Annotated in this window: 19 protein-coding genes; 3 read left to right on the plus strand and 16 right to left on the minus strand. The window is 40.3% G+C overall.

The features are described 5' to 3' along the window. Window positions 1-2 precede the first annotated feature (2 nt). The 16 genes from BXO88_RS08725 to BXO88_RS08800 form a co-directional block, all read right to left on the minus strand. Window positions 3-1,187 (minus strand): CgeB family protein, encoded by a 1,185-nt coding sequence (locus BXO88_RS08725; RefSeq protein WP_168171661.1) that lies wholly within the window; start codon window positions 1,185-1,187, stop codon window positions 3-5. A 12-nt stretch (window positions 1,188-1,199) separates the two neighbouring features. Then, window positions 1,200-2,348, minus strand: a complete 1,149-nt coding sequence (locus BXO88_RS08730; protein WP_078037361.1) for a CgeB family protein — start codon at window positions 2,346-2,348, stop codon at window positions 1,200-1,202. Next, window positions 2,345-3,583 carry a glycosyltransferase gene (locus tag BXO88_RS08735; RefSeq protein ID WP_442944919.1) on the minus strand — a complete coding sequence of 413 codons (1,239 nt, stop codon included), beginning with the start codon at window positions 3,581-3,583 and terminating at the stop codon, window positions 2,345-2,347. The genes BXO88_RS08730 and BXO88_RS08735 overlap by 4 nt, the downstream gene beginning before the upstream one ends. Window positions 3,584-3,630: 47 nt before the next feature. Then, on the minus strand, window positions 3,631-4,935 hold the full coding sequence (locus tag BXO88_RS08740; protein WP_078037363.1) for a tetratricopeptide repeat-containing glycosyltransferase family 2 protein: 1,305 nt from the start codon (window positions 4,933-4,935) through the stop codon (window positions 3,631-3,633). Next, window positions 4,935-6,227: a tetratricopeptide repeat-containing glycosyltransferase family 2 protein gene (locus tag BXO88_RS08745; protein WP_078037364.1), complete on the minus strand. Its 1,293-nt coding sequence runs from the start codon at window positions 6,225-6,227 to the stop codon at window positions 4,935-4,937. Before BXO88_RS08745 ends, BXO88_RS08740 begins: the two co-directional genes overlap by 1 nt. 1 nt (window position 6,228) lies before the next feature. Beyond that, window positions 6,229-7,491: a glycosyltransferase family protein gene (locus BXO88_RS08750; RefSeq protein WP_078037365.1), complete on the minus strand. Its 1,263-nt coding sequence runs from the start codon at window positions 7,489-7,491 to the stop codon at window positions 6,229-6,231. Window positions 7,492-7,575: 84 nt separating this feature from the next. Further along, the gene (locus tag BXO88_RS08755) at window positions 7,576-8,436 is read right to left on the minus strand and encodes a flagellin N-terminal helical domain-containing protein (protein ID WP_078037366.1); all 861 of its coding nucleotides are present in this window, start codon (window positions 8,434-8,436) and stop codon (window positions 7,576-7,578) included. Between the two features lie 273 nt (window positions 8,437-8,709). Then, window positions 8,710-9,576 (minus strand): flagellin N-terminal helical domain-containing protein, encoded by an 867-nt coding sequence (locus BXO88_RS08760; protein ID WP_078037367.1) that lies wholly within the window; start codon window positions 9,574-9,576, stop codon window positions 8,710-8,712. 180 nt (window positions 9,577-9,756) lie between these two features. Continuing rightward, entirely contained in the window at window positions 9,757-11,304 is a 1,548-nt protein-coding gene (locus BXO88_RS08765) for a hypothetical protein (RefSeq protein WP_078037368.1), read from the minus strand. 15 nt (window positions 11,305-11,319) lie between these two features. After that, window positions 11,320-12,438, minus strand: a complete 1,119-nt coding sequence (locus BXO88_RS08770; protein WP_078037369.1) for a glycosyltransferase family 2 protein — start codon at window positions 12,436-12,438, stop codon at window positions 11,320-11,322. A 66-nt stretch (window positions 12,439-12,504) separates the two neighbouring features. Next, entirely contained in the window at window positions 12,505-13,131 is a 627-nt protein-coding gene (locus BXO88_RS08775) for a PilZ domain-containing protein (RefSeq protein WP_078037370.1), read from the minus strand. A gap of 118 nt (window positions 13,132-13,249) precedes the next feature. Further along, on the minus strand, window positions 13,250-14,089 hold the full coding sequence (locus BXO88_RS08780; RefSeq protein WP_078037371.1) for a lytic transglycosylase domain-containing protein: 840 nt from the start codon (window positions 14,087-14,089) through the stop codon (window positions 13,250-13,252). Window positions 14,090-14,109: 20 nt separating this feature from the next. Further along, on the minus strand, window positions 14,110-15,300 hold the full coding sequence (locus BXO88_RS08785; protein ID WP_078037372.1) for an N-acetylmuramoyl-L-alanine amidase family protein: 1,191 nt from the start codon (window positions 15,298-15,300) through the stop codon (window positions 14,110-14,112). 13 nt (window positions 15,301-15,313) lie between these two features. Next, on the minus strand, window positions 15,314-16,750 hold the full coding sequence (locus BXO88_RS08790) for an N-acetylmuramoyl-L-alanine amidase family protein (RefSeq protein WP_168171663.1): 1,437 nt from the start codon (window positions 16,748-16,750) through the stop codon (window positions 15,314-15,316). Beyond that, window positions 16,728-17,066, minus strand: a complete 339-nt coding sequence (locus BXO88_RS08795; RefSeq protein WP_078037374.1) for an EscU/YscU/HrcU family type III secretion system export apparatus switch protein — start codon at window positions 17,064-17,066, stop codon at window positions 16,728-16,730. The genes BXO88_RS08790 and BXO88_RS08795 overlap by 23 nt, the downstream gene beginning before the upstream one ends. Further along, window positions 17,053-18,471, minus strand: coding sequence for a hypothetical protein (locus BXO88_RS08800; protein ID WP_078037375.1), 1,419 nt, complete (start codon window positions 18,469-18,471; stop codon window positions 17,053-17,055). The genes BXO88_RS08795 and BXO88_RS08800 overlap by 14 nt, the downstream gene beginning before the upstream one ends. Before the next feature lie 424 nt (window positions 18,472-18,895). On the opposite strand from BXO88_RS08800, the gene flgM reads away from it, so the two are divergent. The 3 genes from flgM (at window position 18,896) to BXO88_RS08815 (ending at window position 22,400) form a co-directional block, all read left to right on the plus strand. Then, on the plus strand, window positions 18,896-19,204 hold the full coding sequence (gene flgM, locus BXO88_RS08805) for a flagellar biosynthesis anti-sigma factor FlgM (protein WP_078037376.1): 309 nt from the start codon (window positions 18,896-18,898) through the stop codon (window positions 19,202-19,204). 19 nt (window positions 19,205-19,223) lie between these two features. Next, window positions 19,224-19,655: a flagellar protein FlgN gene (locus BXO88_RS08810; RefSeq protein WP_139355553.1), complete on the plus strand. Its 432-nt coding sequence runs from the start codon at window positions 19,224-19,226 to the stop codon at window positions 19,653-19,655. A 261-nt stretch (window positions 19,656-19,916) separates the two neighbouring features. Then, complete coding sequence (locus tag BXO88_RS08815; RefSeq protein WP_078037378.1) at window positions 19,917-22,400, plus strand: FlgK family flagellar hook-associated protein; 2,484 nt, start codon at window positions 19,917-19,919, stop codon at window positions 22,398-22,400. Window positions 22,401-22,419: the final 19 nt, after the last annotated feature.

Below are 22,419 nucleotides of genomic sequence, written 5' to 3' on the forward strand. Positions count from 1 at the left end.
AATCATAAGATCTTTGCTTCCTGCAGGATCTGCCCGACTCTTATGTCGAAAGTATGGTCCCTTTTTATTTTTTCATAGGCTCTAGCCGCAATTTCTCGTCTTCTGTCTGGAGCATTAATATAATATTCTATCTTATCCATCAGATCACTCTGTGATTCATAGAATACAAAGTCCTTATCCGGTTCGAAAAATCGCAAAAAATCCACCTGATAATTGCTGATTAAAAACGAATCACATCCCATGATATCAAAGCATCTGAGAGGTATTCCATTCTGTATGCTCCTTAATGTAATATTCAGATTGATATCTGCACACTTGAAAACATAAGGCATTATTTCAAAGTACTGTGCTATGCCATGATTCCGTATCCCATCTGCCTTCACAGTTTCATCCTTTGTATACAGATCCACAGTCCACTTCTCAGCTATACGCTTTAATATCTCCAGTCTCTCTATTCCGGTGATATGCCTGTTAATTACATAATCGGCATACATATATCCCTTAGTTTCTACACCATCACTATTCGGTTCAAGCGGCAATGCTTCATACATTTTATCTATGATCTTACCGTAAAGACATTTCTCAATAAAATTATATCCCTGAACCTGCATCTGGGATCTCATGAGTCCCTCCAGATATCCTTTGGTATATTCATTAAGCTTAGGCTTCATACGATCATAAAAATTATGTTCTTCAGTATATAGTGAACCTAAAAAGCAAACCTCTGAATGGTATTTTGCCAATGTTTCTGCATTAACTTCTATTTCTGAAAGTCTCCTTACATTGACCGCAAGAGGCATATAATGAACTGTTTTGATCCCCTGTGATGAAAACTCCTCATACATAGCTGAATCAAACAAAAAAATTTCATTACAGTTGTTTATGACTGTATGGGAATAAAGCGCGATGTGCGGGTTATCATATACCCATGATATATATTTTAATCCTGCCTTCTGACATATTTTGGAAACTATAGGATAGTAGTTGAACGAAAAAGCAAAATCCGGACTCTCCCTTTTTATACTCTTAAGCATATCCTCTTCTTTAACAGGATCATTTCTTTCTCCATGATTCTCAAAATCATAATAGTAAATCTCTGTTGGCTTTCCCTGATGGGCATATCTTAAAAGAGCATCGGCAAAATCTGCATTACCGAAACTGCTGATATTGATAAAAAAGACTTTCATCATATTCTCCCGTTAGTTTACTACAGTATCTATGATTGATTTCAGCCTGTCCTCATATCTGAATTGTTCTTTGACCTTTTCATAACCTGCCATCTTTATCTTTTCACGAAGCTCCTCATGTTGAAGATAGAACTGTGCCTTTGCTACGGCGTCCTCTATAGAATCATACAACACAAGCTCCTCACCGTTTTTGAAGTAATGATCAAGCTCCACTGTATAGCCGGAAAGGAGAAATCCTCCTGAACTCATTATATCCAGTGCCCTTTGCGGCATGGCAGACCATACCGCTCTGAAAGGAGGATTCAGGTTTATCCTGCTTCTCCTGAAGACTTCAGGCATTTCTTTATAGTAGTCTACCTTAGGCTGAACCTTCAGCTCCTTCATTATCTCTTTTTCTCTGTCATCCATACCGCCTGTAAAAAGCGTTGTGGAAAAGCGCTTACTAAACATGGCCATAAGAGATAATCTGTCTAGATATGTCATATACGCAGCAAGCGAATACGAAATCTGTTCGGCAGAAATATTAAGCCCTGTTATCTCTTGGATATCCTTAACTTCTTTCTGCCTTTCCTTAAGAAGATCAAGGACAAAATAACTGCCGTATATCCCTCTTTGAGCCGTCATCACTCCTTCCAGAAAACCTGTATGATACTCATCCAGTTTTTCTTTTAAGAAAGGAAATGTTGCCTTATAGAGATTTCCCACCAGTGAAACATCATATAGATATCCATCACTTACATGATAGGAAAATGTTTCAGAAAATCCTGACGCAAGAGGAAGATAATATACCGTATTTAACCCCAGTTTCCTGTATTTCATGTACTCGCCATGGTCAAAGATGAAAATATGATTTGTCGGGTTATCCATGGTATCAGTGTCCGGAAGATCCATGGGAGTATCATAGGTCCAGGCAACATATTTCACATTACTTTTATAACAGGCTCTGGAAACGATAGGATTGTAATTAACAGTAAATACAAACTCCGGATCCACATTTTTTATATCTTTTGAAAGCCTCGATTCCAGTTCAGAATCCCGGAACTTATCTTTAGGACTTGCATAATCCTTTAAGACCACTCTGCATCCCAGTTTTTCAAACCCCTTCCATACACATTCCGTGGTGTAATATTTAAAAAGATTACAGATAAATATTTTCTTCATGTTAGGAATTCACTCATACCTTCATAACCGACTGCTTCTGCAGCTGCTTTAATCATTGATATATCCTTCGCATCATTGAAATCATATATTTTTGAAAGATAATTGATCACATCCTTTACAGGAACCGGATTTTTCCCTTCTCCCTTAAAGGCTCTTAATAACACTACAAGTCCTTTTGCAGAATACTTATTAACAGAGATAATGCTGGATGAATATTTAACTGCATTTTTCATATCTCCTACCTTTAAGCATGCTTCCGACAGCAGCTCATATATGGTAGAGATATTCTGCATGGCAATCTCAGATTTATTTATAGTTCCGTATTTTTCCAGTCTGTCCAGAGCTTCTAGAAAAGCCTGATATGCCTCGCTATAGAATCCGGCGTTGAAGAAAATTTTACCCATAGCATAAGGAATATCCGCATTCTCTTTTATTCGCTGTATTGCATCCTTGTATGAAGCAATAATGGTTTCATTCTCTTTGCCCTGCTGTAATAAGCAGTGTAATCTATATCGAAAAGCATTCGCTGCTGTAGCATCAGTACCTGTTATTTCATCAGGAAGATGATCTATGTATTTCGTATATGCCTCTTCAGCTTTTTCAAAATCGTCTGCTCCACAGTATTCATTTCCGAGATAATAATACATTTCATATTGTTCAGGATTCTCTTCAATTTCTTTGAGAATTAGATTAAGATTTCTTTTACTTGCTTTTTTTTCTCTATATACGTCTGTCTGATATCCTGTATGCCATATAGTAAGTGCCTTGGTTGCATCCATCACTTTGATTTCATGTCCATCGTCATAGCAAAGTTCTTCGTGTATTCTTCTTTTATATCTTAAATTCTTTAGTTTTTTAAATATCCTGATATGTGACGCGCTACTATCGATTTTCCCCTTATCATCTAGATTGATCAGCATGGAAAATATCCCTTCACCGCCATTATCTTCGGTTATTCTTATGTACTCCAATATTTTGCGTGCATCTTCACTGTTAAAGTATTCATCCGCATCCAGAAATGCTATCCAGTTACCGGTGCATTTTTCTATAGCATAGTTTTTAGCCGCAGAAAAATCATCTATCCAGTCAAAATGATAGACTTTTGCCCCCATGGCTTCAGCTATCTCAACGGTTTTATCCTCAGAACCCGTGTCAACCACTATCTGTTCTGAAACTATGCCCTTTCCCCAGCTAAGTGCTCTCTCGATATTTTTTTCTTCATTTTTCACTATCATAGCCTGAGAAAGTCTGATTTTTCTACCCATATACATCCTCCGGATCTTTAAACATCCATCTTATCAATTAGACCTGCTTCCTCCGCTGAACAATGCGATTTAATGATATCTGACAGTCCTATCACCCCAAGCTTCTTGGCTGTAACATAAATAAACGCTTTATCCTTTAAGCTATCTAAATCGTATAGACGTTCCAGTAATTTATATTCTTCATTTTGACTATACCCGATATTGCCCTTCTTCTCCGCCTCCTGAACCGATAATAGCAGTATCCTTAAGCTCTCAACATTATACTTATCAGAGCTTAATATCTTAACAGCTATCTTAATCGCTTCTATGGGCTGTTCACTCATAAAATAGGCATTGGAAAGTTTTGTATGAATTTCAATTATATGAGAATCCACATAATCAGATTTGAGAAACGCACCGAATTTATTATAGCTATCCAGTGAATGCTTAAAAAAAACTGCTGCTTTTTCATAATTCTGATATCTGTAAAAATGGTCAGCTACTATGGCAGAAAAATCTGCATCCTGAGGCAGTATTCGGCTGGCAAACTCATATACATGAAGAAGTTCATCAGTCCGGTAATTATATCCGCCAAGTATAACTAAAAGATTCCTGAGTGTAGTTCCTCTCCTCCCTGATTCTATACTATTCGCTTTGTCCATGTATTTTAATGCTGTGTTATATAACTCTTCCGCTTTGATATAGTCCTGTTGGCCGGCATAAATATCCCCCAGATAACCATACATATCTGCGTCCTCCGGTCTGTCCATGATTTCTTTTTCCAGCAGTATCTTATATTTTTCACTTTTATTCTTTTTACTTTGCTCTGAATCAGAGTATCCCGTGTGAAAAATACTTAATTCTTTCGTTGCATCATAGATTTTGACTGGTTTCTTGCTGCACAAGTGTTCATGTATTCTTTTCTGATATTCTATACCTTCATGATTTTTGAACAATCTGGCCTGTGTCATGCTTCCTATGATTTTTCCTTTATCATTGAGATCCAGAAGCTGCGCTGCGATCACATATGCCCCTTCTCTCTCTGCTTTTTTAATCGTACTAAGGATTTTATCTGCATCCTTCATAAAATATTCATCAGCATCCAAAAAAGCTATCCAGTCTCCGCTGCATTTTTCAATCGCATAATTTTTTGCAGCAGAAAAATCATCTATCCACTCAAAATGATAGACCTTCGCTCCCATAGATTCAGCAATTTTCACTGTGTTATCTGTAGATCCTGTATCAATGACGATTTGTTCAGACACTATGCCTTTTCCCCAGCTTAAAGCCCTCTCTATGTTACTTTCTTCATTTTTAACTATCATCGCCTGGGATAATTTCATCACATACCTTCTAAAAGCATCAATTCCTTTTTATCCAGCATTTCATACACTAAGCTATATATGCTCTTATATTCTGTTTCTCTCGCTGCACGAAGTATCAGCAGCTTGTCAAAAGATTTATCGAAGTCATAGATCTTCCTGAGAAACTTCAACACTTCATTAGCTTCAACACTGCTTTCCGAAAAAGCCTGTAATATCGTAGAAAGAGCTGTATATTCTTTTTTGTTTTCTTTTAGTACACTGCTTTCTATTGCAACTGCACCTTTAAGATCCTTTAATTCCAGGAGTATCTTTCCATATTGTGCATAAGCATTTGCAAGATTACAGATTATATATTCAGAATTACCTTCTACTGTGTACTTTTCCAGTTTATCAAAAGCCTCCCGGAAATATGGATAGGCTTCCTTATATTTCTTTTTATTATAAAAATAAACCCCTGTATGATAGGAAAAATCTGCATTTTTCTGCATCTTTGCTGTTGCTGTCCTATAAATATCTATTATTTCTTCTTCTTTATCATTCAGACCGAGAAGTACTATAAGTTTTATAAAAGTATCCGCTGTTCTTGTATCATGATCATCCACGTTCTCAGGAAGATTTTTGATTGCGCTTTTATATAGTGCTATTGCTTTTTTTCTGTCATTTTCGTTTAGAGTATATTCATCACCAAGGTAACCCAGTATTTCTGGATCAAAGGGATTTTCTTTTACTTCAATCAATAAAAGCTTTCTGTTCCTTCCACTTGCCTGCTTTTTCTTCGCAACTTCTTCTTCATATCCGGTTGTTATGATATTTAATTCATCCGTTGCGTCATACTCTTTTAAATATCCCGGATATTTCAAAGACTCATGAATACGTCTTTTATATCTTAATTTATCAATATTCTTAAAGATACGTACACTAGTTGATTTAAATATCAATCTACCTTTCTCATCTATACTGGTATAGCTGGTTCTGATCGCCTTAGCATCTTCCTGCTCTGCTTTATTCAGGATCGGAATGATTTTATTTACATCTTCAGGAAGAAAATACTCATCAGCATCTAAAAATGCTATCCAGTCCCCTTTACATTGCTCAATAGCAAAATTCTTGGCCGCAGAAAAATCATCTATCCATTGAAAATACATTACGTTAGCTCCCAAATCCTTTGCTATCTGCACTGTATTGTCACTAGAACCGGTGTCAACTACTATCTGTTCGAAAAATATCTCTTTTCCCCATGATAGTGCATTTTTGATATTATTTTCTTCATTTTTGACGATCATAGTCTGTGATATTCTGATTTTTTTCATTTCATTTAAAAAGCTCTATAGCTATATTTGTACGTTTTACATCTCCAATCTCGAGATATTTTTGACATAGTTCTGTCATGATCCTTTTTGTCTGACTGAACATGGAATACTCATTTCCCAATATTACAGATATATAAAACGGTGATATCGTATCCTTCGTCAGGAATTCCATCGCTTCTTCTTTATACTGTCCCGGAAGATCCATCTCTATTCTTCTAAGCATGAATTGACATTTTATATATTTGTTTTTAAGATCCTTAAAATCCTTTATATCATCTATTGTTGATTTTAGACCTTTTTCCAGTTCATTGTTCAGCGCTATAATTGTGTGATGAAATCTTCTTATATCTACACTGACCCTGTATATAGCCTGAGGCACGATCTCATGGTCGATGTAATATCCAAACTTGCTCATCTCATTAACATCATGTTTTTTTATGATATCATCTGCTTTATCGAGTATTCTCTTGATATCATTCTTAAACTCTTTTGAATAATTCTCCAGTAAAATATATTGTTTTATTCTGTTTTGTGCAGTTTTATATTTTCTTTCATCTATTTTTTCTTCTTTTCTTTCCAGATCATAATTTTGAAGATCATAGGCATATTCATCCTGAAACAGTTTCCTGTATTTTTCATATTCATATAGGGTTGAAGTCAGGTCATCTGCATGAAAGCACCATTCCATCCCGAATTGTTCCGGCACTACGACTCTGAAATCAAGTCTGTGGAACTCCATGGATTGAGAAAGATCATAAAAATCCCAGCCATCAAATAAGTCATCTCTCCATGGGATATCATATTGTGTTGCCATTATGAATCCATCTATTACTTCCACATCATATATATAATCATCATCTTTCATTTTATATGATATGTACTTTTCTATATTTTTATTCATATTGTTACCGACATATTTTGACAGATCACAGGATATCAAAGCATCTGACTCTAAATGGACATTGCCTCCCATTCCTATCATTCCTATATCTTCATCACTTTTGAAGATTTTCAGGATATTATATAAATAGTATTTATTTAGTATCATCGTATCCTGATGTAGATATATTTTATATTTTGCAGGAGATTCCCTCATGGCAGTGTTATACGCTGATGTCATCGAGTCTGCCCCCTCTATTGTAAGTATATCGATCGTGTATCCATATGGGATTTCCAGAAGTGAAATATACTTCATACATTCTTCCAGATACAATCTATCATTGGTGCAGATGATGAAACAAAACTGATTATACTCTGATATCATATAAACCACCTTTATCCTTCATGTTTTATATACTCAAAAAAGGTGAAGAAGCAACCGCCTCTCCACCTCAAAATGATTATGATTTTATCCCTGAAGGAGTGAAAGAACACCCTGAGGTTGCTGATTTGCCTGCGCAAGCATAGACTGCGCCGCCTGATTAAGGATATTATTCTTTGTGTAAGCCGAAATTTCCTTCGCCATATCTGTATCACGGATTCTCGATTCAGCAGATGTTGTATTCTCATTATTTATCTTGAGATTATTGATGGTATGTTCCAGTCTGTTCTGTTTAGCACCCAATTTAGCCCTGTAGGATGATACCTGACTGACAGCAGCCTTTATTATCTCGATAGCTTTGTTTGCAGATGAAACATCAGAAACTGCGATGTCATCAATTTTATGTCCTGCAAGTGTCATGCCAAGAGCTGATGTAACCATAGTTGAACCCTGAAGTGTCATGATTTCAGAAGAAGTAGTACCGATCTGGAACTGTTTCGTATTAGTGTTTGTCAGTATCCTTACTCCGTTATACTCTGTAGTAGAAGCGATACGGTTGATCTCAGCTCTAAGCTCATCTATCTCCGCTGCGATGTTGTTTCTCGCTGTGAGATCTCCATAACCCTCATTCTTCTCCGTCGCATAGGTACCATTCGCGGCCTGTGTTGCAAGTGTTGTCATTCTTTCAAGCATCGCATGGGTTTCTGTCAGAGCTCCCTCTGCCGTCTGAATTAGTCCGATGGCATCATTGGCATTGTCCTCTGCCTGATTGAGGGCATTTATCTTATTTCTCATGGACTCTGAGATAGCGAGACCCGCTGCATCATCACCTGCTCTGTTGATCTTATAACCGGATGATAGTTTCTCTAAATTTTTGTTTAATGATTTTTCATTTGTAGAATAATTTCTGTATGAATTTACCGCAGCGATGTTATGCTGTATAACCATATTATCCTCCTGTTTTTCGGTATACGGAACATCCCTGTCCAAAATTCAATCCTTTATATTAACCACCGATCTGACAATGTTTATTTTTCCTATAGTTTATTTTTCGACTTATACTTTATAAAAATAAGCTTCTTATAATAAAAATATAAATTTCTTAGTTCCTTACCGACTGTGATATCTCACTTTATACATACATGAAAAAAAGGAAGGACCGAAGTCCTTCCTCTGTAAACCTGTAGATTTCTGTCTGAAAATCCAACTTTCCTAAGAAAATTATCCAAGGAGTGAAAGAACACCCTGAGGCTGCTGATTAGCCTGTGCAAGCATAGACTGTGCTGCCTGGTTAAGGATATTGTTCTTGGTGTAAGCTGAGATCTCCTTCGCCATATCAGTATCACGAATTCTTGACTCAGCAGAAGTTGTGTTCTCATTGTTAACCTTAAGGTTATTGATGGTGTGCTCAAGTCTGTTCTGCTTAGCACCGAGCTTAGCTCTGTAAGCTGATACCTGGCTAACAGCTGTCTTGATAACCTCAATTGCATGGTTTGCAGATGATACATCAGTTACATGGATATCCGCAATCTTGGTTGTCTTTGTTCCGCTTGTTAATCCAAGAGCTGAAGTCTGCATTGTTGAGCCCTGAAGCTTAAGAGTTTCAGAAGATGTTGTACCGATCTGGAACTGCTTTGAGTTAGTGTTTGTAAGAATTCTTACACCATTATACTCAGTTGTAGAAGCGATACGGTCGATCTCTTCCTTTAACTCCTTGATCTCTTCCTCAAGGTTCTTTCTTGCTGTCATGTCACCATAGCCGTCACTATCCTTCTGAGTAGCATAGGTTCCGTTAGCAGCCTGTGTTGCAAGTGTTGTCATTCTTTCAAGCATTGCATGAGTCTCTGAAAGTGCACCTTCAGCTGTCTGGATAAGTCCGATAGCATCGTTTGCGTTATCTTCTGCCTGGTTAAGGGCATTGATCTTGTTTCTCATGGACTCAGAAATAGCAAGACCTGCTGCATCATCGCCTGCTCTGTTGATCTTGTAGCCTGATGACAGTTTCTCTAAGTTCTTGTTAAGAGAAGTAGCGTTCTGTGATAAGTTTCTGTAAGAATTGATCGCTGGTATGTTATGCTGTATAACCATAAATTCCTCCTATTTCGGCCCGTGTAAGAACTTCCTTGTCCCAACCGGTGACTCATTTTCATGAGCACCAAGCCTTTATTATGATTTGTTTACACTATTATTATCGCACATATAATAAAAATTATAAGTGAATTTCAAAATAAAAAATATTTTTTATTTTGGGAGTACTTTGAAATCCGTCTATTCCTGTTTCCTCTTAGGTCTTGCACCCTTTCTGATCTCTCCAAACATACGGAAAGGCGACTCCTTCGTGAGGGTTTCCTTGATTATATTCTCTATGGAAACTCTGTAGCTTGGATCATTTATGACAGGAACTTCCAGAAGAAGCTCTATCTGATTTTCTGCATCTAGACCTATGTCACTGAACTTCTGGGCGATATCCCTGACTGCCTTGTAAGCTGCACTGGCTGAACGCCCCTCATTCTCTACGAGGACCTTATTGGTCTCAGAGATGTACCTGCTTCTTACTGTCATATCCGATACCTGCTTCTCATACATCCTCATGGTCTGACGGGTCGCCGAATGTCCGGCTCTTCCGTATCCGAGATCTGACCATGAGTACTTTTCTATCAGAAGTTTGGCAGAGGATTCACTTCCATAAAATATTATCTGTTCATCTCCTACCTCTACGAGAAGTCCTGTCATTGCATCAGGTATCAGATTTCTTATGAGCTTTTCATCATCGAAAGGAACCTTGATGAGTTTCATCTGTCCTTCAGTATAGAAAACATTGATGGCCGCCTTCAGGAAATCATTGATCCTTAACTCATCATAACGGTACTTCGCTTCAGAGACCGCAAGCTCGATGAGAACCTTATTCTTGACCTCTTCGGACATGTTCCTTCTTCTGGCTATTTCCTCTATACCGATAGCATGACTTACGAACTGCGCGTCAAGCATCTCCTCTCTCACATTCATAGTATGATTCACCATAAATGCAGCTTTCTTCACCACACTGGAATGTATATCATTTTTTATGGAGATGGCATGCTGGGGCTTTTCTCCCGCAAGACCGATACCGATGATGATGGCCTCAGGTGAATACTTCATATTGTTGATTATGGTCTCATCGTTCCAATATATCATGCTGTTATAGCTCTCGTTCAGCTCATAGAATTTGATGTTCGAGAAATTTTTGAACTCACTCTTTAGTATATTGGTGGCTTCAACACTATATATATCACTGAGGGCGGTATACACATCAACTCTGTTGTTTTTATGAAGGTCACCCACGAAATCTGTGAGCACCTCGTCCCTCTGGCACTGATTGATAGCTTCTTCCAGACGCTCCAGATCTATCTCTATAGACGGACGGTTCCTGATATAAGCCACCAGTTCATATTCATTTACAGGAACAGTTATACCGTCTGCCCCGTTACGTCTCGCTCTTGCGATATCTTCCACCAGTGTATTTAACATGGCAGACAGTTCTCTCTGATCGTTCTCATTTGGAGAAACATCGCATACAGTTATAAATGTAGACCTGCTTCCTGATGCAGAAGCTTCTACTATCATTTTTTTATTTACATCATCTCTTCGTACATGCACCCTGTCTTCAGGCAGTAGTTCTTTTATCTCATCCCCTGAAATATTGTAAAGAACTAACGGATCAACATTATATGTACGTTTAATTGCCGGTTGTTCTTCTTTATCGTTACCACTGCCGAACATCCTGCTGATGACCCCGAAAGGATGCTCTTCAGTGAAATGATCTGAAAATAAGCCCATATTTTACCCCTTATCCTATAAAAGTCTTATCCTCTCTGCTGCCTTCTCATAACCCTGCTCTGCCGAAATCCCATAGTAGTAGCGGGCTTTTTCCTTATTCCCCGAAACCTCATACCAGGTTCCGAGATTATATGCAGCCTTGAAGGATCCAGTTCCTATGACCCCCTCAGGTCGGCTTATCTCGCCGAGCTCCAGACACTTAAGATAACTCTTCTCTATATAAGGTAGAAGGTCCTTGTATTTTTCTGTATTCTTGAGAACAAGCTTCATATAAAAGAGTCCTGAATAAAAATAAAAATCAGGATTCCTCGTGAAATCATACTGAACCTTGCTCATGATGTCATGAGCCTCCTCCAGGCTTTCCTCTGTGTCCATATCATAAAGCGTATAGAGGTATCTCATAATGCCATCTGTCCAATATGGTGCCTGTCTTATCTCCTTCCTTCCTGAAAATCTCCAGAATGTCCTGAAGTACGGCAGACTCTCCTCTTCCTTTTTCAGATTTCTGAGAGTGATGGCCATCTGATAATTGTAATACGGATCATTTGGTTCCTTTTCCAGAGCTTCTGCAAGATACTGATAGTTTCTCTCGCCCTTACCCTTCCTCATATATCCGTCATGAAGCACATAAAGAGGCGATAACCTGTTAACCACCTTTGCAGCGACCTGCTCATGTATGCTTCCTCTGTAGCGCATTCCTGCAGGAAGGATACGGTCTATCTCAGTGATGCTCCGGTCTATCTCGTCCCCGTTCGGATATGAGTCTTCTCTCTTTATGATTCCAAGCCACCTCATACCCTGTTTATCATACATCATATCTATAAACTCTCTCAGAGCTTCCGGATTGCTGTTTTCATCATTAACGAGGTACTCATCCGCATCCAGCACGAGATTTATATCCGCATTCCATTCCCTTTCTGATTCTCCGAGTGCAAAATTCCTTGCCTTTGCGAAGTCATTTTCCCATGGAAATGAATACACCTTGGCGCCAAACTTTTCAGCTATTTCGAGAGTTCTATCCGTCGATCCGCTGTCGGCTATGATTATATTGTCAACAAAAGGAGCTGCCGAAGTGAGGCACCTCTCCAGACAACGTTCTTCATTTTTTACAATCATTACGAGATTAATGATCATATCTGTCTCCATTCCGCCAATGTCCATCCGGCAGCAAAAAGTGCTGAAAAGAATATATTCTCAGGATCATATTCCGCCGCTTTTTTTCTGCCGCTGTTCATTAAGCTCCTTAAATACAAAGCCTCTTATATCTGTTTCAGCTCCATCAGTAAGCTCCACAAACTGAAGACCGTAACCATTATCCCCTGAAGTATAGATCTTCCCCCAGAGGACCTTGACCTTGAGCGCTCTCTCCATTTCTTTAAAACTATAGTGGAACTCTAGGATCTCACCCATGGTAAGTGCCTGAGCAGTCACCATGAAGATGCCTCCGGCGCTCAGGTTCGTTATGGTTCCGAAAAACTTGTCCCTTCGTTCTGTCATAGACTCAAACTGTACATTTATGGAGAGATTTACACGGATATCCTGCTGCCTCTGAATTATCTCTATGACATCTAGTATCTGACACTCTCCCATCCATTTTTCACTCATGCCGGGATAAGCCGGATTTCTTTTGATCACTATGTCACAGTTCGCCTTTACACAGCCCTTTATACTGTCGTTGAAAGAAACCTCTGCTCCCTTCATGCGTAGATCCAGAAGATCATCCCTGAAATACAGGGCCACATCATTTTCCAGCCCGTTAACTACCCTGACACGATATTCTGTTCCATTGTATCTGACTACTGCATTGCTGCAATCCTTAAGTATCATTTATAACCTCTGCTATTACGTGTAATTTCAGATAGATTATCATAAACAGGTCTGTCTGTGCATCTGTCAATTTGACGAATCCAGAGTGCGGACAGAATCTCGGGCTGTACCTTTCCCATCAGACTTCATCAAAATCGCCTATGCTGTTTGTTGTATTTAAAAGCATCTGAAGTCTCAGGATCTCTATGAGGTTTGCGAACATATCCTTGTCTATCTTTCCCTTACCGTCCACATCTCCGCTTATCCTGTCCTGAAGTATGGAGCTTATATTGATCATCCCGTTTCCTAAGGAGGAAGTGCCTATACCAAGAGTGTTCAGGAGCGCCTGCATCTCACTTATGGAGCTGCCTTCCCCTATGAGATCAAGAGATGAATCACTTTTTCCTTTTCCGACTATGGAATTGATATCTATGGCAGTGTTCTCACTGAGGTCTGCCATGATCTTTTTTACATAGTTCTGTGTCTCCTTGTAAGGCGGAACACCATTATACTTCTTCACCGCCCCGGATCCGGCATTGTATGCTGCAAGCGCAAGTTTCAGATCCCCTCCGAACTCCTTTAGATTAGAAGCAAGGAGCTTGGCTCCTCCCATTATATTCTGTTCGGGATCGAAAGGATCCTTTACCCCGAGACTCTTTGCGGTAGCCGGCATAAGCTGCATGATTCCCATGGCTCCTGCCTTTGATACAGCCGTTGTCTTGAAATCAGATTCAGCCTTCGCCACCGCCTTCAGTATCCTTTCCGGAACACCGTAAGCTTCCGCCGCCCTTGCAAATATGGCATCAAGTGTAGATGAACCTGTGTTGACAGGGGTTCCGCTGCTCTCCGCTGTTCCTGCCGCCTTTATCCCTTCCAGAACATTCTGAAAAGTTTCAGCCGTTTTGGACAGAAGGGTCGTATTGGCTGGTCTCCCCTTCCCTGTATTCGTTATCTCGGTAATTGACTCCATAAGTGGCATATCTTACATCCCCCTTTATGCTACTGTTCCGCTACCATCTGGCCATATTCGTTAAGATAGTATATCTTTCCGCCATCATACAGATATCCTGTCTGCATGCGTCCGCTACTGTTGAAATAGTACCAGAATCCGTTTATAAACTCCCATCCTGTTTTCATATATCCCATATTCGGATCCAGATAATAGACACTGCCGTCCTTATCGAACAGAAAACCTGTCATCATCTGCCCCTGATCGTTGAAATAGTACCAGAGACCTCCTATATACTGCCAGCCCGTGGCTACTCTTCCGTAAGTGTCATAGTATATCCATGTGCCACCCGGATTATACCATCCTGTCGTACTGGTCGTTTTACCGTTATAGTCTGGCAATGTTCCCGTATTTTCTGTTGTGTTGTACCCTATAGGCGTTACACCCTTTGTACCTGTATGAGAAGTGACCACATCGCTCTGTGAAGTGATCCAGTCTCCTTCTTTCAGATATTTCTTTTCATCGGAGGTCATGGGAATCGCCCTTACTTCATAGTAGAAAATATCCTTTGTATAATCCTCAATCTTATCTGAGAAATCAACAGTGGTTCCCTTTATCTTCTTGGTGGCTACTTCTTCATCATTTTTATAAAGTTTTATCTCATATCCCGGAGCATAATCCACCGGCATCCAGACAGCCTTTTTGAATTTATAGTCCCATCCTGCCGATTCAGTATCTCCCAGTACAGCACATGGAACATAGTAGACCTTTAGTTCAAGTATACCTTCATCATCTCTTCCACAGTGAGAAAACTCGGCATCCTTCAGAGTGACCGCCTCTCTGTTCCATTTGTTCCCGAAATAGTAGCCGGATTTACAGCTTAGATGTATGGTCACGAGAACCCTCACTCCCGGCTTCCACTTTTCCGCCTCCCTGGCATAAGTGATATCATCTATAACTACATTGCCGGTACTGCATGTGATAGTAGGCTCCAGAGTCTCTCCTCCGTCACCGTAATTCTGCTTGAAAGTCACACTGACCTTTTCGATGATGCTTCCATCGGCCCTGACCTGTTTCACATGGGTGAGCACAAACCATCCAACGAGAAGGAGAAGCATGAAAAGCTTTGCCGCCTTGTTGCTTCGCTTTGCTTCTCGCTCAAGCCTTGCCAGGTCCTCTTCTCTCTGTTCCCTTATGCGGTCCCTGTATGTACTTCTTTTTCTGTTTGATAAGTCTGCCATCACTAAACCCCACTTATTGTCTCATGCCTTCGTTGTTGATGTAGAAACCGTCAACGTAGGCGTTGGTAGCCATCTGTCCGCTTCCCGGATAGAAGTAGTAAAGATTATCGTCGATCGCTTTCCAGCCCTCCACCATGGTTCCGTCAACATCACAGTAATAGGTCTTACCGTTTCTGTGTATCCAGCCCGTGAACATGACCCCGTAAAGTGAATTATCTATATCATTGAGGAAATAGTACTTACCGTTCTCATAGAGCCATCCTGTATACATGGCGCCGCTGCTCTTGAAATAGTAATAGTGAGTATTTATCATTCGCCAGCCGTTGTTCGCAGCCTGGCCGTATATCTCACCGTTCCTTACCTCTTCTCTTGGGATGAGATAGTACCAGTCGTTACCGTTCTTCATCCATCCTATGTACATTGCTCCGGTCTTCGCAAGGAAGTAGGTCCTTCCATCCACTATCTGCCAGCCTGTCTGCATCTGCCCGTACTGGTTAAAGAGATACCACTCATTATCTATATTGGCCCATCCGCCTCCCTGAAGACGATTGTCATCGAGATGCCTGTAGTACCAGAAACCGTTTTCCTTGTACCAGCCGAACTTATAGAGACTTTTAGCCGTTCCTCCTCCGTCCTGTCCCTTTCCGTCGGAAACATCTCTGTCACTTATGGTAAGCTCCGCAGAACCTACCCATCCGCTGTTCTGGGCATACTTCGCCTGTTCGGTAGATGTGACTATGGTTCTGATATTTACATAGTAACTTCCTGCCTGAGTCATATAGGGATAGAAATTATACAAAAGCCCTGAGGTAGTTGTTGAAGTCACCTGAGTCTTATCTCTCATAAGCTGGAGCTCATAGGTACCAGAAGTGTTATCTGGCCGTGTCCATCTAATCTCTCCGAGCTTTTTATCATTCCAGTAAATATCCGTAGGTTCTTCAAACTTTCCCTTTATAGGGTCAAGCTTTATATTGATGACCAGTTTGTCACCATCCTTACTGGCACTCGAAAAAGTACCTCCCGTCACGGTTACGTTGGAACTTCTGTAGCTTGTCAGAAGATAATGCTTACTTATATCCTTTGCTTCTATAGTGACCCTCAGGCTGGGCTGATCTCCGCTCTTTACCCTCATGTCACTGCTGCTTGTCCACTCTGCCTTTGTTATCTTGTAGGTACTTCCTGAACTTGAGACCGCCACCTCGTTGTTATCAACAGAGCTCTTATCTATGAGTACAGTCGAAGGCAGTTTTCTCCCCGCTTCAAGCTTCGACTTTACCTTTACCGATATAGTATTGATAGGCTGGGTAGCTGCCTCTGCTCTTATAGGAGTGAATAAAAGTATAAATGCGCACACTGTAAAAAGCAGGATGTAAAGCCCCCTTAGGCATATTTTCGATCCATCATCCGCGCACTCGATATGAAGTTTTCTATTTTTTTCTAATGTTTCCATCCACCACATCCTGCGGAACCGGCAGCTCGACCTCTGCCTCCTTATGTTTCTCTGCAAACTTCAAAAAATAAACATATATCTCAACCACAGCACTGAACAGTTCAGGCGGTATCTCTGCCCCGAGCTTTAACTGAGTAAGCAGAGAAGCAAGCGAATCGTCTTCATATACCGGAACTCCGGCTTTCATGGCTGTTTCCGTTATCTTTTCCGCTATATACCCCATTCCCGAAGCCACGATGACCGGAGCTCCGTTCTTATCGGGATCATACTTCAGTGCTGCTGCTTTTTTCTTTCTAACTGTATCAGACGGCGACATTTATACCCTTCTCCTTCTCTTTGATTTCAGGGAACACTTCATCTACCCTGTGGCTTCTGGTTAGAACCCCTATCTCCATATTTTTCACATTGAAACCGTTGTTCTTAAGTATATCCTGAATACTTCTCGAGATATTCTCCTCCGGCTCCTTTAGTGTAGGCGGTATGAAGATCTGCATGTTGACATTGCCATTATCCACCATGGAGATGAGCTCAAAGTTCCCCACATCCTGAATACTGAATTTTATGAAAATCTTCTGCTTCTTTGCGGCATCCGACTTCTCACGCTCCGCATCCGGATCCACCCACATCTCAGACATGACATTCTTTTCCTGATAACGGAAAGGAATTAGAAGATGAAGAAGAGGCATATAAACACTCTCATTCATTAGAAGGTGATTGAGCACCTGATAGTATCTCTCCACATTCTCTGATCCGGCGCTTCCCTCAGTTCCCTTCTGGATAAGTTTCGTAAGCATCTCAGGGAACTTCATAGCCTTTTCAGACTGAGGTCCCAGATTCTCCATGGCTTTTGCCAGAGTTTCCTCAGGTACTCCCTTGAAGAACATCTTGAAATCGCTGTGCTTGGTAAGTTTAGTAAAAAGCTGATTCAGTTTATCCTCATTACCATCTTCATATTTAACAGCATATAAAGAAAAAAGGACTGTTGCTGTTCTCACTGCACCGTAATTGTGAGTCCTGGATATATACCTGGATAAGAATGGAATGATCAGCTTATTTATAACTTCCGTGTTTTTTTCGGTATCTCCCGGAGCCGCGCTTTTATCTAACTGATCCATCAGTTTCGAAAAGCCCTCTCTCTGGGAAGGAAGAATCAGACTCTCTATATCATTTCCTAGAGACTCCATCTGATTGAGCAGATGCTCACTTGAGGCATAATTGTTATATGTCTTTATGAAATCAAGAATATTTTCTCTGAGGGCCGGTGAAACATCATGATTCAGGATATTTCGTAATCCATCGAAAAGCTCCCCTGTGAATTTCACTTGCGCCTGCTGCTGTGATTCGATAAAGTTCATCAGTTCCTTCGGATCCTGAGTCTCTATCTCCTGAAACAGCTCATTTAAGATTTCCTGTAGTTCTGTATCCCCTACGATCTGTAACGCTGCCCCGTCAGTGAACAGCAGTTCCTCCATCTCTGTAGGAAGCTGCATCCCCTCATGCATCCTCTGAATGAAATTCGTATAATTCGATTCAAAATTTACGCTGCCCTCTCCACCGACGTTGGCTCCGACCTGATTTCCATTTTCCGAGGTTACTGAGGGCTCCACCTTGCCCGGAGTTGCTACCTGAGGGTTTTGACCTATGTGAGGATGAACTCCCGGTGTGTTGTTGACCTGCTGGTTGTTCAATGAAGTATTCTGCACCTGCAAAATATTAGGCATAAGCTATATCTCCTGATCTATGTACGTAAACCCGGATTTGGATCCCCGTACTGAATTTTTATTTTATATGCGAAAACTTAGAGATTTACCCATGACATCGCATAAAATCACGCGCTTCGTTTCATCTAATGATATTATATCGTCAATTTAAATCCGGACTATTAGATTTTTTGTAAATTTCCCCTTATATTTTTCTGGGATTTTGCCGTTAGCTATCTACGATTTAAAATTTTAATAGCGTTATTCGTTTCTTGATGTTATATTACGGTGGCAAAGGACGATATTATGTTTAAATCAAAACCAGATGCACAATTTTTTAATGAAAATAATTTTAAATAGGAGTTATTATTTTGATCCCACTGCCGATAATATAAGCAGATGGAACTCATTGATTTAATTGTGCGTTTATGCAAGGAGGCATTTTATGGACGTCAATTTACGTACAACTCTGATTGGTAAAGTGGGCTATACCGGTCAGGAAAAGAACATCAAAAAAGAAAAATCCTCTTCCGCATCATCCGCATCTTATGTGAGTAGTTATGATAAAGCATCTTTTACTGACGCTGTCAGCGATGAGAGCTTTGCATCCATGCTCGCATCGAGAACAGCCTCATCCATGAGAGCTGGTGTAAGTGAAGCGAGAGTTGCAGAGCTGAAGGCGCAGGTTCAGTCCGGCACATATCAGATCGATTCAACCAGGATTGCGGAGCGTATGCTTGGATACAGAGGATGATCTTGCAAAAGGAGACATTATGTCAGACTCTGCAGTATTTAACGATTTTACTGAGGTGCTGTCATCTCAGGCAGCTGTTGTAAAGAAACTTGTTAAACTTGAACAGGATTTCAGCGTCTCTGCATCAGAGGATGATCCTGAAAAACTTGATGCATTGGTGAAGGAAGCACAACCGGATCTTTTGAATTTTCGTGGTCTTGAGAAAAAGCGCATTAGACTTGCTGATCAGCTCGGATGGAAAGGGCTCAGGTTTTCTCAGATTCTCAGTCAGGTATCCGAAGATCAAAAGCTTGTTTTAGCTCCTCTTTTCGAGGAACTCAGGACCGCTTTACATAGTCTCAGCGACGCTCAGGAGAGCGCAGACCGGATCATGCGTGTTCGTCTTAATGACGTAAACATCATCATCGCGAATCAGCGTGTTCCGAAACCTTTCCAGGACACTTTGGCGTGATTTCACCCTTTAACTTATCTTTTTATTGATTTTGTGGTCATACATTTAGCATGTATGACCACTATTTTTTTATATTTATACCCCCGATTAACTAATATCTCCTGTTTTTTGGTCGATAAATGATTAGGAAGTGTAATGATTGGGTCTAAGTATGTGTGAAATCAAAGCATAACCTTTTGATTTTTAACTTTTGAACTTGAAACATATATCATTCATTTTTTAACACCCGCTTTTAACTGTTTTTTTATATAGGAGGTATATATGGTTCGCGCAACATTCGCAGGTTTCCAAACAGCTCTTACATCTCTGCAGGCGAACTCAAGAAAACTTGATGTCACATCCCAGAACCTCGCCAACATGAACGTTGAAGGTTATACAAGGCAGCAGTTAAAAACATCAAGTCTTAACTATGAAAATCCTGTTTCATTCTACATGAATGAAAATGATGTAAATGTAGGTTACGGTGTTGCCATGGATGGTGTCATGCAGATTCGTGACGAGTTCATGGACATACAGTATCGTGATCAGAATACGATGACCGAATACAACAGTACGATAGAGTATTCTCTGAACACTCTTGCCAAATTCATGGACGAGTCAAATCATGACGGAATCCGTGCTTCTTTGGATGCTATCCAGAAAGCTCTTACGACCATGCAGGATTCCTCCAAGGTACAGGATCCAGTATATGAAGGACAGTTACAGTCTGATATGAATGCAACTGCCGTTCTCCTGAACTCTGCAGCAAAACAGATAAAGACCGCAGAGGACAACGAATTTGAGAAGCTCTCCGGCGAGGGCACATCCAGCAGAGGAGCCATTGAAAACATCAACACACTTCTTCAGGAGATTGGTGATCTGAACATCAAGATAAAGGATAACCAGCTTCTGGGCAACTCAGCTCTCGAGCTCCAGGATGAGAGAAATATGAAGATCGATGAGCTCTCAGGCTACATTCCCATAACTGTTGAGTATTATTCTGAAGAGTATAAAGTTGGCGGTCAAACCCGTTATCGTATTTATAATTATGATTCATCAGGAAGAGTTTGCGGTCGTTCCGATTGGCCTGAGGATCTTCGTATAACTCTGGACTATACTACAAAGGAAGCAGACGGCTCTATCAAGCAGGACTCTATCATACTGGTAAACGGTACCTATAGAGATGCTGATAAGAAAAACTACGGTTCTGTTGCTTTAAAGGATGGATACACAAAGTGGAAATATTCAGATAATATTACAACAGCAACAAGTGGTAAAAACAGCTCTATCGACGCTATAACTGATACTTCCGGCACTCCGAATCCTCCTCATACCTTAGAGGAAGTTAAAATATTAGGTGTTCAGCAACTGGCATCAGCAGCGTCATATACATCTAAAACATTCCATATACTAGATGATCAAGGCAATGAAACTTCTGATCTTGCAACTAAATTCTCTAAACTTTCTGATATAGGTTTTAAAGATGATGATATATCTGCCATAAAAATTGGTGAAAAGAGCCTCACTGGTTTGGATAAAGATTCAACTATTCAGGAATTAGTGAATGCTATTAACAAAGAGGATACCGGTGTTGTTGCCGCTTTCGATTCAGGCGTCTTCACTTTCACTTCTAAAGAAACTGGTGACAACAGCACAGTTAATCTTAGCACCGAAACAAATTCTTTATTTGATGGTACCACTACCGCAGGAAAAGATACCATCATGTTCGTTCAGTATGGCAGTTCAACCCCTGAAAAACTGACAAGCCATACTAACGTTGTAAAAGTGGATGGTATGAGCGTAACTGTAAACAAAGAATTCGGAGATATTCAGACCGACCCATTAGGAAACTTCTTAAGCTCTGATTCCTCTGCAAGCGTAAGCTATAAGGAGACCTTATCACAGCCTTTAGATGTACAGCTTCAGTTTACAGGATACGATGAGGCTGCCCCTTCTACACCAACAAGCGTAAAAAGGACCACTGCCAACAGCAGTTCTGTTTCGGGTGATGAAAGTATCACCTTCTCCGGCGGTTCTGTTCAGGCAAGCCTCGATATGCTTGCAAAATCAGACCCGAATGGTACTGCAACCAGTGGTCTGAAACAGGGAACCTACTATGGTTATGACTACTACATGGATGAGCTTGATAACTTCGCGAGAACACTGGCAAAAGAAATGAATGTATATAACTACGCCGGTAATGAGTGGGATTACCCCAATAAATCGGAAGAGTATGCTATCAATGATGCAATAAATGCAATTAATGGAGAGGGTAGTTACTCCTCTATAGGACCGACAAAAGATAACCTGCTTTTTGTGAACAGGAATACCCAGACTGCAAAATATACAGAAACTAACGGCAAGATCACTGATGGTGAAATCACCGCTGAAAATATTTCCATTTCGACATTGTGGGTAAACGGCACTACGAAAATAGGTCTCAGAGGTGAATCTTCCAATAACACTATCTTGAATATGTTGGAATCTTTTACACAGCCTCATAAAGAGATCGGCGATAAAACTTATGCAAACTATATGAACAGTTTATCTACTAAGCTTGCCAACGATCAGGAAAACAATAAGGATGCCCTGGACACCAACAAGACTGTCCTTACAAGCATCACCAGCTCCAAGGATCAGCTTTCAGGAGTCAGCCTTGATGAAGAAGCTGCCAATATGATGACATATGTTTCTTCATACAATGCCGCAGCAAAAGTAATTACTGCATATGATGAGACTATCAAATCTCTTTTGGCACTTATCTGATGTTTATTAACAGATTTAT

This window comes from Oribacterium sp. C9 (assembly GCF_002007235.1).
GTDB lineage: Bacteria > Bacillota > Clostridia > Lachnospirales > Lachnospiraceae > Oribacterium.

What these genes read in the sequence shown, in the direction of transcription:
- BXO88_RS08785 (WP_078037372.1), bottom strand. Translation starts at nt 15,300, where the DNA reads ATGGCAGACTTATCAAACAGAAAAAGAAGTACATACAGGGACCGCATA.
- BXO88_RS08795 (WP_078037374.1), bottom strand. Translation starts at nt 17,066, where the DNA reads ATGTCGCCGTCTGATACAGTTAGAAAGAAAAAAGCAGCAGCACTGAAG.
- BXO88_RS08760 (WP_078037367.1), bottom strand. Translation starts at nt 9,576, where the DNA reads ATGGTTATACAGCATAACATACCAGCGATCAATTCTTACAGAAACTTA.
- BXO88_RS08745 (WP_078037364.1), bottom strand. Translation starts at nt 6,227, where the DNA reads ATGAAAAAAATCAGAATATCACAGACTATGATCGTCAAAAATGAAGAA.
- BXO88_RS08740 (WP_078037363.1), bottom strand. Translation starts at nt 4,935, where the DNA reads ATGAAATTATCCCAGGCGATGATAGTTAAAAATGAAGAAAGTAACATA.
- BXO88_RS08725 (WP_168171661.1), bottom strand. Translation starts at nt 1,187, where the DNA reads ATGAAAGTCTTTTTTATCAATATCAGCAGTTTCGGTAATGCAGATTTT.
- BXO88_RS08765 (WP_078037368.1), bottom strand. Translation starts at nt 11,304, where the DNA reads ATGGGCTTATTTTCAGATCATTTCACTGAAGAGCATCCTTTCGGGGTC.
- BXO88_RS08775 (WP_078037370.1), bottom strand. Translation starts at nt 13,131, where the DNA reads ATGATACTTAAGGATTGCAGCAATGCAGTAGTCAGATACAATGGAACA.
- BXO88_RS08810 (WP_139355553.1), top strand. Translation starts at nt 19,224, where the DNA reads ATGTCAGACTCTGCAGTATTTAACGATTTTACTGAGGTGCTGTCATCT.
- BXO88_RS08735 (WP_442944919.1), bottom strand. Translation starts at nt 3,583, where the DNA reads ATGATAGTGAAAAATGAAGAAAAAAATATCGAGAGAGCACTTAGCTGG.
- BXO88_RS08800 (WP_078037375.1), bottom strand. Translation starts at nt 18,471, where the DNA reads ATGCCTAATATTTTGCAGGTGCAGAATACTTCATTGAACAACCAGCAG.
- BXO88_RS08790 (WP_168171663.1), bottom strand. Translation starts at nt 16,750, where the DNA reads ATGGAAACATTAGAAAAAAATAGAAAACTTCATATCGAGTGCGCGGAT.
- flgM (WP_078037376.1), top strand. Translation starts at nt 18,896, where the DNA reads ATGGACGTCAATTTACGTACAACTCTGATTGGTAAAGTGGGCTATACC.
- BXO88_RS08755 (WP_078037366.1), bottom strand. Translation starts at nt 8,436, where the DNA reads ATGGTTATACAGCATAACATCGCTGCGGTAAATTCATACAGAAATTAT.
- BXO88_RS08750 (WP_078037365.1), bottom strand. Translation starts at nt 7,491, where the DNA reads ATGATATCAGAGTATAATCAGTTTTGTTTCATCATCTGCACCAATGAT.
- BXO88_RS08780 (WP_078037371.1), bottom strand. Translation starts at nt 14,089, where the DNA reads ATGCCACTTATGGAGTCAATTACCGAGATAACGAATACAGGGAAGGGG.
- BXO88_RS08730 (WP_078037361.1), bottom strand. Translation starts at nt 2,348, where the DNA reads ATGAAGAAAATATTTATCTGTAATCTTTTTAAATATTACACCACGGAA.
- BXO88_RS08770 (WP_078037369.1), bottom strand. Translation starts at nt 12,438, where the DNA reads ATGATCATTAATCTCGTAATGATTGTAAAAAATGAAGAACGTTGTCTG.
- BXO88_RS08815 (WP_078037378.1), top strand. Translation starts at nt 19,917, where the DNA reads ATGGTTCGCGCAACATTCGCAGGTTTCCAAACAGCTCTTACATCTCTG.